Source organism: Type-E symbiont of Plautia stali, assembly GCF_059731115.1.
This window is the reverse complement of the sequence record NZ_AP035906.1, coordinates 904,066-916,947: the sequence shown is the minus strand read 5'-3', so window position 1 is coordinate 916,947 and position 12,882 is coordinate 904,066. Positions and strand designations below refer to the sequence as shown.

The 12,882-nt window shown below is 50.7% G+C and carries 12 protein-coding genes, 2 tRNA genes and 1 rRNA gene; 7 read left to right on the top strand and 8 right to left on the bottom strand.

The window, feature by feature from the left end; translation table 11 throughout:
• The first annotated feature begins 53 nt into the window (after positions 1 to 53).
• Positions 54 to 1,547, top strand: a complete 1,494-nt coding sequence (locus tag AC6I8L_RS04075; protein ID WP_034825407.1) for an NCS1 family nucleobase:cation symporter-1 — start codon at positions 54 to 56, stop codon at positions 1,545 to 1,547.
• 79 nt (positions 1,548 to 1,626) lie between these two features.
• Here AC6I8L_RS04075 and AC6I8L_RS04070 read toward each other — a convergent pair.
• Together AC6I8L_RS04070 and dnaQ are read right to left on the bottom strand one after the other, a co-directional pair.
• Positions 1,627 to 1,703 (bottom strand) — tRNA-Asp (locus AC6I8L_RS04070).
• A 134-nt stretch (positions 1,704 to 1,837) separates the two neighbouring features.
• Positions 1,838 to 2,569, bottom strand: coding sequence for a DNA polymerase III subunit epsilon (dnaQ, locus tag AC6I8L_RS04065; RefSeq protein WP_034825408.1), 732 nt, complete (start codon positions 2,567 to 2,569; stop codon positions 1,838 to 1,840).
• Positions 2,570 to 2,622: 53 nt separating this feature from the next.
• Here dnaQ and rnhA point away from each other — a divergent pair, with 53 nt between their 5' ends.
• Positions 2,623 to 3,090, top strand: a complete 468-nt coding sequence (gene rnhA, locus AC6I8L_RS04060) for a ribonuclease HI (protein WP_058961570.1) — start codon at positions 2,623 to 2,625, stop codon at positions 3,088 to 3,090.
• On the opposite strand, the gene AC6I8L_RS04055 is transcribed toward rnhA, so the two are convergent.
• A complete protein-coding gene (locus AC6I8L_RS04055) occupies positions 3,075 to 3,809 on the bottom strand; it encodes a class I SAM-dependent methyltransferase (protein WP_058961571.1) in 735 nt (244 codons plus the stop codon). The genes rnhA and AC6I8L_RS04055 overlap by 16 nt on opposite strands.
• Positions 3,810 to 3,849: 40 nt before the next feature.
• Here AC6I8L_RS04055 and gloB point away from each other — a divergent pair, with 40 nt between their 5' ends.
• The 4 genes from gloB to AC6I8L_RS04035 all read left to right on the top strand — a co-directional run bounded on the left by gloB (position 3,850) and on the right by AC6I8L_RS04035 (position 8,375).
• Entirely contained in the window at positions 3,850 to 4,605 is a 756-nt protein-coding gene (gene gloB / locus AC6I8L_RS04050; protein ID WP_058961572.1) for a hydroxyacylglutathione hydrolase, read from the top strand.
• Positions 4,606 to 4,676: 71 nt separating this feature from the next.
• Complete coding sequence (mltD, locus tag AC6I8L_RS04045; RefSeq protein ID WP_034825415.1) at positions 4,677 to 6,047, top strand: murein transglycosylase D; 1,371 nt, start codon at positions 4,677 to 4,679, stop codon at positions 6,045 to 6,047.
• 305 nt (positions 6,048 to 6,352) lie between these two features.
• Positions 6,353 to 7,672 (top strand): MFS transporter, encoded by a 1,320-nt coding sequence (locus AC6I8L_RS04040; RefSeq protein ID WP_182058504.1) that lies wholly within the window; start codon positions 6,353 to 6,355, stop codon positions 7,670 to 7,672.
• A 7-nt stretch (positions 7,673 to 7,679) separates the two neighbouring features.
• Complete coding sequence (locus tag AC6I8L_RS04035) at positions 7,680 to 8,375, top strand: cyclase family protein (protein WP_058961573.1); 696 nt, start codon at positions 7,680 to 7,682, stop codon at positions 8,373 to 8,375.
• Here the strand turns inward: AC6I8L_RS04035 and AC6I8L_RS04030 are convergent.
• A complete protein-coding gene (locus tag AC6I8L_RS04030) occupies positions 8,372 to 9,172 on the bottom strand; it encodes an endonuclease/exonuclease/phosphatase family protein (protein WP_058961574.1) in 801 nt (266 codons plus the stop codon). The genes AC6I8L_RS04035 and AC6I8L_RS04030 overlap by 4 nt on opposite strands.
• A gap of 148 nt (positions 9,173 to 9,320) precedes the next feature.
• Positions 9,321 to 10,499 (bottom strand): MFS transporter, encoded by a 1,179-nt coding sequence (locus AC6I8L_RS04025; RefSeq protein ID WP_058961575.1) that lies wholly within the window; start codon positions 10,497 to 10,499, stop codon positions 9,321 to 9,323.
• A gap of 100 nt (positions 10,500 to 10,599) precedes the next feature.
• On the opposite strand from AC6I8L_RS04025, the gene yafC reads away from it, so the two are divergent.
• A complete protein-coding gene (gene yafC / locus AC6I8L_RS04020) occupies positions 10,600 to 11,508 on the top strand; it encodes a DNA-binding transcriptional regulator YafC (RefSeq protein ID WP_058961576.1) in 909 nt (302 codons plus the stop codon).
• 12 nt (positions 11,509 to 11,520) lie between these two features.
• Here the strand turns inward: yafC and dkgB are convergent, their stop codons facing one another.
• From dkgB to rrf, 3 genes are all read right to left on the bottom strand, one after another.
• Positions 11,521 to 12,324: a 2,5-didehydrogluconate reductase DkgB gene (dkgB, locus tag AC6I8L_RS04015; protein ID WP_058961577.1), complete on the bottom strand. Its 804-nt coding sequence runs from the start codon at positions 12,322 to 12,324 to the stop codon at positions 11,521 to 11,523.
• 170 nt (positions 12,325 to 12,494) lie between these two features.
• Positions 12,495 to 12,571, bottom strand: a tRNA-Asp gene (locus AC6I8L_RS04010).
• A 101-nt stretch (positions 12,572 to 12,672) separates the two neighbouring features.
• A 5S ribosomal RNA gene (gene rrf / locus AC6I8L_RS04005) occupies positions 12,673 to 12,788 on the bottom strand.
• Positions 12,789 to 12,882 lie beyond the last annotated feature (94 nt).

Below are 12,882 nucleotides of genomic sequence, written 5' to 3'. Positions count from 1 at the left end.
ATACCGTTTCACGCTGTGATTATTTTTCCCATGTTGTTAGAGGAGCAGGTTTCATGCCAAATCATTCTGAAGTGACCTCCGGGGTGGCCTCTGGCGCCAACGCCCACTACAGTCCACGCCTGTGTAATGAAGATCTGGCGCCCACGCGCGACCAGAACTGGTCGTGGTATAACATTTTCTCTTTCTGGATGTCGGATGTGCACAGCATGGGTGGCTATGTGGTCGCCGCCAGCTTCTTTACGTTGGGACTGGCGAGCTGGCAGGTGCTGCTTTGTCTGCTGGTAGGTATCTGCATCGTACAGTTGTGTGCCAATCTCGTCGCCAAACCGAGCCAGATGGCGGGCGTGCCTTACGCGGTGATTTCACGTCAGGCATTCGGCGTGTTCGGTGCCAATATCCCCGCGGTGATTCGCGGCCTGATCGCTTTCGCCTGGTATGGCATTCAAACCTATTTAGCGGCTAATGCGCTGATGCTGGTACTGCTGAAGTTCTTCCCTTCATTAAGCGGGATGACGCAAAGCAGCTGGCTGGGGTTATCTCAACTGGGCTGGTGCTGCTTCGGCGTGATGTGGTTCCTGCAGGCCATGGTGTTCTGGCACGGCATGAGCGCGATTAAACGCTTTATCGATGTGGCGGGTCCGGCTGTCTACGTGGTGATGGTGGCGCTGGCGGGCTGGATTGTATACAAAACCGGCTTTGACGGTATCTCCTTTACGCTGGCCAGCAAGCAGTTAAGCACTGGTGAGCAAACCTGGCAGATGATCACCGCCACCGCATTAGTGGTCTCTTACTTCTCTGGCCCATTACTCAACTTTGGTGACTTCTCTCGCTACGGTAAAAGCATGGGGGAAATCCGCCGGGGGAACCGCTGGGGCCTGCCGTTTAACTTCCTGCTGTTCTCGATTGTCACCGTGGTGATCGTGTCAGGTACCCAATCGCTGTTCGGCCGCATGATTACCGATCCCATTGAGACCGTGAGCATGGTTGGCAATGATGTCGCCGTCGCGATTGGTTTACTCACCATGATTATCGCCACTATCGGCATCAACATCGTGGCGAACTTTGTTTCCCCGGCTTTCGACTTCTCAAATTGCTCACCGCAGAAAATCAGTTTCCGTACCGGTGGAATGATTGCCGCAGTGGGTTCTGTACTTCTGACGCCATGGAATCTGTTCCAGTCACCGGAGTTGATTCATTACACGCTGGATGTGCTGGGCTCCTTTATCGGCCCGCTATTTGGCATTTTGGTGGCCGATTTCTATCTGATTAAGCGCAGCAAGGTTTACGTGGACGACCTGTTTGATGACACACCAAAAGGACGCTACTGGTATCGCGGTGGCTTTAACCCGAAAGCGATTGCCGCACTGCTGCCGTCGGTAGGTATTTGCCTGGTGATCAGCTTTATTCCGTCACTGCATGCCGTGGCAAACTTCAGCTGGTTTATTGGTGTGGCATTAGGTGCAGGTTGCTATCGCTGGCTGGCTCGCGCCGATCGTGAAGTCTCAGTGGGCACCTATCGTCAGGAAGTGGCGGTGCAGAAGGATTGATCTGATGATCAGGTTGGCGCCGATGCCAGCCTGAAAAAGCAAAAAGCCGATGCATTTCTGCATCGGCTTCTTTAATGATTGGCGGAACGGACGGGGCTCGAACCCGCGACCCCCTGCGTGACAGGCAGGTATTCTAACCAACTGAACTACCGCTCCGCGCTTTGTTCCCCGTCGAGAACGAGGCGAATATTAATGGCAGCCTTATGAACCGTCAATGCTTTTTCTGAGGGAATGAATCGTTTGCCGATTTTTTCAGCTTTACGTTGCTTTTCCACGCAAAATCAGCCCATTCAGGCACGCCACAGGCAGCTTCCGCCCTTCTTCAACACTAAATCCAGACGGCTTTCATGTGCGATAATCTCATCATCGCTGGCGTTGACCACGCGTAATCCTGAACTCGGACGCACGATGCGCTGAATGTTATCGCCGGTATTTTGGCTGCTCTGATCGCCTTCCGCCGAGAAAGCCAGCGAAGTTTGGCCGCCCGTCATCATCAGGAACACTTCAGCCAGAATTTCGGCATCGAGCAATGCGCCGTGCAGCGTACGTTTGCTGTTGTCGATTTCGTAGCGATTACACAGTGCATCGAGGCTATTGCGCTTGCCTGGATACATTTTACGCGCCATCGCCAGGCTATCTGTCACCTGACAGAAGGTGTCGGTTTTGCCGATACCGCGCTTAAGCATGCCAAACTCATAATCCATAAAGCCGATATCGAACGACGCGTTATGGATCACCAGCTCTGCACCACGGATGTATTCGAGGAATTCATCGGCGATGTCTGCAAACATCGGCTTATCGGCAAGAAACTCATCGGCAATACCGTGAACGCCGAAAGCTTCCGGATCCACCAGCCGATCGGGCTTGAGATACATATGGAAGTTGTTGCCGGTCAGGCGACGGTTAATCACCTCAACCGCACCGATTTCAATGATGCGATGTCCTTCATAGTGCACACCGATCATGTTCATGCCGGTGGTTTCGGTATCGAGGACGATCTGGCGGTTATTTGCAGTGCTCATAGGACTCGTTTTATGTCAGACTTGGCGTTTTGTCAGAAGGAAGTCTACCAGAGATGCGCAAACAGGTAGAAATATTCACCGATGGATCCTGCCTGGGCAATCCCGGCCCCGGCGGTTACGGTGCCATTTTACGTTATGGCCCACATGAAAAAGAGTTCAGCGCCGGTTATCGACTCACGACCAACAACCGCATGGAAATGATGGCGGCGATTGTAGCGTTAGAGGCGCTAACGCAGCCCTGCGAAGTGGTGCTCAGCACCGACAGTCAGTATGTGCGCCAGGGCATCACCAGTTGGATCCATAACTGGAAAAAGCGCGGCTGGAAAACGGCCGATAAAAAGCCGGTGAAAAATGTCGATCTCTGGAAGCGACTCGATCTCGCGCTCAGCCACCATGAAATTAAGTGGGAATGGGTAAAAGGCCACGCCGGTCACCCGGAAAACGAGCGCTGCGACGAACTGGCACGCAGCGCAGCCGGTCATCCGACGCAGGATGATGTCGTCTATCAGGTCGAATCCTGATCCTTCACTTCACGAAATTGCCGGGTGGCATTCACCGTTTGTCTGACCTGCGCTTTGTTTAAGCTCTTCTTCGCTTTGGTGGGCGTTAATGGGAATGTTCGTTTGCGTGCCACCACAATGTTCAGACATCCCAGCGCGGGCAGGTGCGCACTGATCACTTTGCCGCCCTGCCGATGCCACGGCACCACTTGAAAACGGGTGCGATAGACCACTTCATAGTTGAGCAGGCTGAGCCAGTCGAGTAAGCGTACCTGGCTGAACATGCGTCCGCTCCATGGCGCACGGGCGTGCAAACCCGGGATACCTTTGCTGATCCCCAGCAAGCTGAACGGGTTGAACCCGCTGATAATCATCCAACCATCGTCAATCAGGACGCGATCCACTTCTCGTAACACGCGATGGGGATCCTGACTCCATGCCAGGGTATGCGCCATCAAACAAGCATCAATCGATTTCGCTTCAAAAGGTAATTGCGTGGTATTGGCGATCACCTGCAAGTCATCGCCCTCAATGCCCACATTTACCTGATGCGATATGGCACACTGACGGGTATTGATTTCTGCGCTGAGGCTGCCAAGTTTAAGCATATGAAAGCCATACAGCTTTCCAAGGTAAGGCTGCAACTGCTGCGTGAGTGCATCGCGAAAATAATCGCCCCATGGCATATCGCGCCAGGAGCGCGGCGCAGTCAGAACCTGGCGTGTTTTCGCTGGCTTCATGCTCTACCATCATCCTTTTTCTACGACCTGAGAGGTGTTTATGAATCTTACCAGTATTCCCGCGTTGCAGGATAACTACATCTGGACACTGACGGACGATGATAAAAACTGTCTGATCGTCGATCCCGGCGAGGCTCAACCGGTGCTGGATAAAATCAGAGTCAACAAGTGGCAACCGGTGGCCATTTTACTCACGCATCATCATCACGATCATGTCGGCGGTGTCGCCGAATTATTGCAACACTATCCCGATATCGCGGTTTACGGACCAGAGGAAACCGCGGATAAGGGGGCAAAACATATCGTCGCCGAGAATGATGAATTTACCCTGCTTGGGCTAGATTTCCGTGTCATCGCAACACCCGGACACACTTTAGGACATATCTCATATTTCAGTTCACCTTATCTTTTCTGTGGTGACACGATGTTTTCTGGCGGCTGTGGAAGATTATTTGAAGGCACAGCAGAACAAATGTTTGATTCATTTCAAAAGCTTAATAAACTCCCCGCAGATACCCTGATTTGTTGCGCTCATGAGTACACTTTATCCAATATGAAGTTTGCTGCGGCTATTCTGCCTCATGACCCGAAAATTTTGGCAAGGTATCAGCAAATTAAGGACTTACGTGCAGAAAATCGCATTACTTTGCCAACAAAACTGGCACTTGAGCGGGATATAAATTTATTTCTCCGTACGCAAGATGCTGATTTACAAAAGGCTTTGGGGACTAATGTTGCTTCCTCCCCGTTATGGCAAACTTTCGCTGATCTACGCGAGAAGAAAGACCGTTTTTGATATTTAAGGTTGTGTTGTGTGTACCCCTAACGTATAGTTGCTCGTCTTTTAAGCGAACTATTGACACACACATGAAGGCTAAAGCGATCTTACTCGCCTCGGTCTTGCTGGTAGGATGTCAGGCATCAAGGAATGACGCCAATATCCCCGTACAGCATGCACAGAGCCTGTCTTCAGCTGGTCAAGGTGAAAATGGAAAGTACGGAGATCAATTATTATCGCAGCGCTGGCAGGATGATGGAACAAGCCTCGCAGAAGATACCGATCTCTGGAATCACATTAGTGACGAGTTGAAGATGGGGATTCCGGAAAACCCCCGGATCCGCGAACAAAAAACAAAGTTTTTAAAAAATAAGAGCTATCTCCACGATGTAACATTACGGGCAGAGCCGTACATGTACTGGATTGTCGAGCAGATACAGAAACGTAAAATGCCGATGGAACTGGTACTGCTACCCATAGTGGAGAGCGCTTTTGACCCACATGCAACATCTTCTGCGAATGCCGCTGGCATCTGGCAGATTGTTGCACAAACGGGCAAAAACTATGGTTTGAAACAGAACCAATGGTATGACGGACGCCGCGATGTGGTGGCCTCGACCAAAGTTGCGCTGGATATGATGCAGCGTCTGAACGGTATGTTTGACGGTGACTGGTTGTTAACAGTGGCCGCCTATAACAGCGGTGAAGGACGCGTGCTGAAAGCGATAAAACAGAATAAGGCGCGCGGCAAGCCGACTGATTTCTGGCACTTATCGTTACCACGCGAAACCACGGTCTATGTACCTAAGATGTTGGCCTTGAGTGAAATCCTCAAGAACAACAAGCAGTACGGTATCAAATTGCCGACCCCGAACGAAAGCCGTGCTTTAGCACGTGTGGAAGTGGGACAGCAAATTGAACTGACGCAGGCTGCAGATATGGCCGGCATGTCGCTCAACAAGTTGAAGAGCTTCAACGCCGGTTATAAAAATGGCACCACTGCGCCAAACGGACCGCACTATATTATGGTGCCTAAGTCCAACGTTGCTAAGCTGCGCAATTCACTGGCATCCGGTGACATTGCATCCGTGCAGCCTGTTGAAATGGCGAAAGTCAGTGCAGCAGGAAACAACTACACGGTACGCAAAGGCGACACCTTGTCAGCAATTGCTAACAAGCTTGGCGTCAGCGTCAGTGCACTGAAACAGCAGAACAACTTGCGTAGCGCTTCCGTTCGCATCGGTCAGAAATTGACGGTGGGCGGTAAAGCAACGCAGTTGGCGGATAACGGCAACAGCATCACCTACCGTGTACGTAAGGGTGATTCTTTTGCCAGTATTGCAAAACGTCATGGTGTGAACACCCAGGATGTTATGCGCTGGAACAGTGATGCTAAAGACATTCAGCCGGGCGATAAGCTCACGCTGTTTGTGAAGAATAGCGCAACACCTGATACCTAATGCGTCGAAAAGGCTGACTTTTGTCAGCCTTTTTCATTTTTATTACCTCAACGAGGTCGTGGCAACCTGTTATCTCTCTCCTCTCTCCTCATTCCCCTTCTGAAGACTTTTATCCCGATTAAAAACCCTTAGACGTGATGTTGGTCAAATATCCACCTGGAGCAACTTGTATGGTAGAAGCCAACCGATAGTGTTAACGAAAGGCGCCGCATTCGTAATTTAAATGTTACATGGCGCGCATTCACTCTATCGCTGAACCGTGAGTTCAGTGATTCGATAAACCATCGGTAGGATAAGGGTTGAGAATGAGCGATAGCCTTAACGAACAGCTTAAGGAAGCAGATAATGCTTCAGGGCAGCAAACGAACACGACAACACCACGCTGGTTACCACGTGCCCATCCTTTATCATGGGCCATGCTGGTCATCACGACACTTGCTATCTTGATGAACTCGATAGATCGTATCATCTTACCCACCCTATTGCCGGCAATAATGAAGGATTTCAATCTTAGTGAAGTGCAGGCTGGGTGGATTAACTCGCTAAGCTTCTTCGGTACGTTATCAGGTGCGGTGCTATTTGGCCTGCTTTCCGATTATATCGGTAGCGGTTATCGCCGCTGCTATAGCTGGTGCCTGGCAGTTTTGGTGGAGATCATATCTGGTGTTGCTACAGCATTTTGCAAATCGCTGGGGGCATTTCAGGCGCTGCGTGTTTTTATGGGGATGGGTACCGGCGGCTCAGAGCCAATTAATGTGGCATTGCTCGGCGAGTGGTGGCAAAAAGAAAATCGAGGTTTCGCCATTGGCGTACATCACACCGGTTTTCCGCTTGGGCAATTCATTGGTCCGATTTTAATTGCTGCGATTTTAATGTTTGGTGATTGGCGCCATGCATTTCTGTTTATCCCTTTGATCGGATTAATCATCGTGGTATTGCAGTTGATTATAGGAACCAAAAAAAATCATCAACGCGTCTTTAATTGGATCGACGAACACAAACTGACTCGCCCGATCGAAGCCAAACCGCAGAAATCCAGCCTGAAAAATTCCTTTAGCTGCCTTAAAAACCGTAATTGCCTGATGGCGATTGCACTGGTCTTTGGTTTTATCTGGGCTGAAATGGGGATTGCAAACTTCTTAACCCTCCAACTCACACGTGAGGTCGGTTTGGACCTATCCACCGCCGCCATCATTTCGGGTGCTTCGGGCATCACTGGCTGGATTGGTCAGATCGTTTGGGGCAGTTTTTCGGATAAACGCGGGCGTAAGACATCTCTGACGATCATTATCGCGGGCTGGATCCTTGCCTGTTCGCTCTGCATTTTTATTCATTCTGCCGCACTTGCCTGGGGGATCCTGATTTTTTGGGGGCTGTTCCGCAATTCGCCCTATCCTGTTGCGTATGCGCTGCTGATTGATTCTTCACCTCATGCAGCAGCTTCGAGCCTTGGATTGATGATTGGTTTGGCGGTGGGTATCGCTGGCATTCTGGTCGCCCCTGTTAGCGGCTGGATTATCCATACGTGGGGTTTCAGCGTGCACTATGCCGTAATCGTCGGGATGCTGCTGCTTTCTTGCATTCCCCTTGCCCTGCTCAAAGAAACGGTAAATGTGAATAAGTGAGGATGACATGACAGCTCTTTGGAAACAGATTCGCAGCAGCAAAATAGTAGAACTTAGTCATTTACATCAAACCAGCATGCCCGTATGGCCGACACACCCGAAATTTATCCGTGCGGATAATGAAACTTATTCAACCGGCGATGGAAATTATAACTGCCAGATAATCATGGGGGATCATTGCGGGACCCATGTCGATGCTCCCTCACACTTTATTGAAGGTGGCAAGACAATTGAAAACATTGATGTATGCCAGTTAATGGGCCGGGGCCTGCTGCTGGATATGCGACATATTGCGCCCTGCCACACTTTTGGTGTTAAGGATATTCAACTTTGGGAAAGGGACTTTGGCGCAATTGAGGCTGATGACATCGTCATTTTTCGCACAGGCTGGCATGAAAAATGGGCTCTTAAACCCGATCACAACGCATTTCTGCAGGATTGGCCGGGGCTTTCTGCGGCAGGTGCTGCTTATCTGATTGCAAAAGGTGTAAAGGTATTTGGCACCGATGCCCTCTCGCTCGATGCCTTTGGCAATGCAGAAAATCCCGCACATTTAGCTGTACTGGGTAACGATAATCTTATTATCGAAAATCTGGCCAACTTAGAGATGTTGCCTGCGCATTTTTGCTTTCTTGCACTACCACTTCGAATTGAGCGCGGGTCAGCCTCGCCGGTGCGGGCGATTGCGTTCATTGAGACTTAGCGGGCAAGCGCTGTTGGCGTGAACTCGACTAACAGTGGATTGTGATCAGAAGCGCGCGTGACCAGCACAGAAGCCTCGCTAACTTTCATATCACGGTAGAAGACAAAATCTAACGGACGGCCAAACGCTTTACGCCGATGGTCATCCGTGAAATTCACTTCGTGTAATGCCATCTCTGCGGCAAAGCGATACAGCGCGTTCATGCGCTGGCGGCTCCAGGCATTGAAATCGCCGGCCATGATCACCGGTCCGCGATGATGCTGAATCTGTTCGCCAATCGGCCCAAGTTGCTTGCTGTAGACATCCACACCCAGGCTGAAATTCACCGCGTGAATATTGACCACCATCAGCATTTCGCCGGTCGGCAGTGGATAGGCCGTCACCAGCGCCGACTTAGCCAGGCGTAACAAAGGTTCGCGTTCACGCAATGGACAACAATACACAGGATGCGCAGAAGCGAGCGTCATCACGCCGGAGGGATGTTGGGGTAAGACGAAGGCAGGTACCTGATCGGCCGCCAGATAGTTACTGGTGGCGAATTTGACCAACTCAGGGGTGGTTTGTGCTTCCTGAAGTAAAACAAGGTGAGCATCTTTGCCGAAACCCTGCAGTACGGACATCCAATCAGCCCGCTGCTGCTTGAAGATATTCCATACTAAAACCCGCAATGCAGGATCCGCAGGTAACGGTGCACCAGGCGGCAGCGCCTGTCCCAGATGCAACATCGCCCCAGGCGGGAATATCCGCTCTGCAGGCTGACCCGCTGTATAACGCATTGCATATGTTTTCTTTCGCACTTTCCCGCCTGGCTGATTTACGACTACAACTTCACCTGACAGTTATAGGGATTTTAGGACAGGGTTTCAATTGGCGTTGTTAATTGTCGGAATTAGCTTCACAGCATATTACGGTAACAACCCGCCCTTTAGCGGGTTGTTGACCTCATTATTCCGTGGCAAATGCAGTACGGGGTTTGTCGAGCTGACCGCTCAGTCTTACCAGCAATAGCGCGATAAAAACAATGACAGCACCAACCCAGGGGGTTTGAGCCAGACCATAGTGTTCGACAATATGACCACCAACCAATGACCCTAGTGCAATCCCGATGTTAAACGCCGCGATATTCAGTCCTGACGCCACATCAACTGCACCAGGCGCATAGGACTCAGCCTTCTGCACCACATAGACCTGCAGGCCCGGTACGTTAGCGAAGGCAAAAATCCCCATCACTAGCACCGTTGCCAGCGCCATAAAGTGTGTATTAGCCGTAAACTGGAATATCAACAGCAATACCGCCAATGCGCTGAAGATCAGGGTCAACGCGGGCACAGCGCCGTGACGATCGGCTAGCTTGCCGCCCCAGATATTGCCGATGGCTACAGAGATACCATACCCCAGCAGAATGATACTGACCGCTGTCGGGGAAAAACCGGCTAATGACTGCATCATCGGCGCCAGGAAAGTGAAGGCAGTAAACACACCACCGTAACCCAGCGCGGTGATGGCATAAATTAATAGCAGGCGTGGATTCACCATGACGCGCGCTTGCTGCGCCAGAGTAGTAACAGGTGGCTGCGCAATATTACGCGGTATCAGTACCATGCTGCTGACTAAAGCAATGACACCTAACAAGGAAACTGCGAGGAAACTTTCACGCCACCCAAAGTGTTGACCAATCAGTGTACCCAAGGGCACTCCTGTTACCAATGCCACCGTCAGACCGCCAAACATGATGGCGATGGCACTTGCAGCCTTCTCCTTACTCACCAGACTGGTCGCAATCGTTGAACCGACCGAGAAGAATACACCGTGCGCGAGTCCCGTTAGCAAGCGAGCAACGACCAACGTCTCATAGTTCGGTGCCAACCACGCGACCAGGTTGCCCACCGTAAAAAGCACCATCAGCCCTATCAGCAGTGGCTTGCGCGGCACTTTGCCGGTTAAAGCAGTCAGCACTGGCGCCCCCACGGCGACACCAAGGGCGTAAATTGAGACCAACATACCTGCTGAAGGTAGCGTGATGTTAAGTTGTTCCGCAATCGTAGGAATAAGACCGACGATAACGAATTCAGTGGTTCCGATAGCGAAGGCGCTGATAGTCAGCGCCCAGAGTGCAAGTGGCATGATTGACTCCCATGAATGTTTTGATGGGCGCCATTATCGACTCATGCTTTAATGACAAAAAGATGCAAAGTGAGAATAGACTTTTGCCTCGGGGAGCATAATGAAAGCATCGTCGGATGAGTTGAAAGTTTTTATTGCTGTGGTAGAAAGCGGCAGTTTTAGCCGTGCGGCGGAACAACTGCAGATGGCGAATTCGGCTGTGAGTCGCACTGTCAAAAAACTGGAGAACAAACTTGGAGTGGCTTTACTCACGCGCACCACCCGGCAGCTCGCACTGACTCAGGAAGGTGAGCACTACTTTAAACGCGTTCAGAAGCTCCTACAGGAGATGTCGACTGCTGAAAATGAGTTAATGGAACGTCAGCAAGCTCCGCAAGGTCTTCTGCGCATAGACGCTGCCACGCCGGTCATTCTGCATTTGATTCTGCCGATGATTAAACCCTTCCGTGAGCGCTACCCCGACGTCACCCTGTCGCTGATTTCGTCTGAGAGTTTTATTAATCTGATTGAACGTAAAGTCGATGTGGCTATTCGCGCAGGCAACCTGACGGATTCGACCTTACGAGCACGTTTGCTGTTTATCAGCTATCGCAAATTGGTAGCAACTCCGGCTTATCTGGCGAAAAGGGGTGTCCCCCTCTCTACATCGGATTTGATAAATCATGAATGCCTTGGATTTGTAGAACCGCTGCGCCTGAACCGTTGGCCTGTGTCTGAGAATGGTCATGACCTTTATGACATCGTGCCGGGAATGTCCTCAAACAGCGGTGAAACTATTAAACAACTTTGTCTCGATGATCAAGGTATCGCTTGTTTGTCCGATTATATGGTAGACAGTGAAATCGCGGATGGGACATTTATTGAGGTGTTGGCACAACAGCGAGTACCCGTAGCGATGCCGTTCAACGCGGTCTATTACAGCGATCTGGGCGTTAGCCAACGTGCACGTGCTTTTATCGACTTTCTCAGTGAGTGGGTTAAGCAACAGCCCTGGCGAATGCAGGGCTGAATACTTCGTCACTTAATCCCAGTCCGGAGCCAATCCTTCAGGGCTGACCAACCGCTGCTGGCGATCCAGTGATGAGATGATTTTCATATCCTCCGCATCAAGCGTTAAGTTAGCAGCATCCATATTGCTGGCCAGATTATCGCGCTTAGTCGAAGAAGGGATCACGCTGAAGCCAGATTGCATCGCCCACGCCAGAACGATTTGTGCCGGTGTCGCCTGATGTTTGCGTGCAATCGACTGGATGGTCGCATCCTTTAGTGCCTCACCGTAAGCCAGAGTCATGTAAGACGTGATGTGCATTCCTTGCTGCTTAGCAAATTCAACTACCTCGCTGTTTTGCAGGAAGGGATGGAGTTCAATCTGGTTGGTGGCGATATTTTCAATGCCAACTGCGGCAATGGCCTCTCTCATTAGCGCAATCGGGAAGTTTGATATGCCAATCTGGCGCGTCAGGCCCGCCTCTTTCGCTGCCATTAATGCCTGCATACTCTCTTTCACCGGGACTGCTGCGCCAGGTGAAGGCCAGTGGATCAATGTAAGATCGACATAATTGGTGCGCAGTTTTGACAGACTTTGTTGCAAACTCGGTATGAGTTTTTCAGCAGTGAGATTTTCGATCCAAATCTTGGTGGTAATAAAGAGTTGGTGACGATCTATTCCACTTTCAAAAATGGCCTGACCAACAGCAGCCTCATTTTCATAGATTTGCGCGGTGTCGATGGCACGATAACCTAGTTCCAGTGCTGTCTTTACGGAATGAATTACAACATCGTCTTGCAGGCGGAAAGTACCTAAACCAAAGGCAGGGATTGTCATGTTTTCCTCATCGTATTGTGAATGATTTCGATGGGGAACATTGTGGCAGCATTATTATTGCTGAAAAATCTGCTTATAAGCAGAAGAATATTGCGATTAAATCAACAATTGAGCTGGAATTTTAGACATGAAAAAGCCCTGACTTATTAAGTCAGGGCTTATCAATTAAGTGGCGGAACGGACGGGGCTCGAACCCGCGACCCCCTGCGTGACAGGCAGGTATTCTAACCAACTGAACTACCGCTCCACCGATTCTGTACCAAAATCAGAAACCGTTCTGACTTCGGGTGTTTCGCCCTTTCAGTGTCACCTGAAAGGTCACGACTCACGAATGAGTCTTAAATTAATGCCTGGCAGTTCCCTACTCTCGCATGGGGAGACCCCACACTACCATCGGCGCTACGGCGTTTCACTTCTGAGTTCGGCATGGGGTCAGGTGGGACCACCGCGCTACAGCCGCCAGGCAAATTCTGTTTATTCACGCCGTGACATCCGTCACCACGCGAACCAGTCCGTGAACAAGCTGAAAATCTACTTCTGCGTCTCTCAAAAAACGCC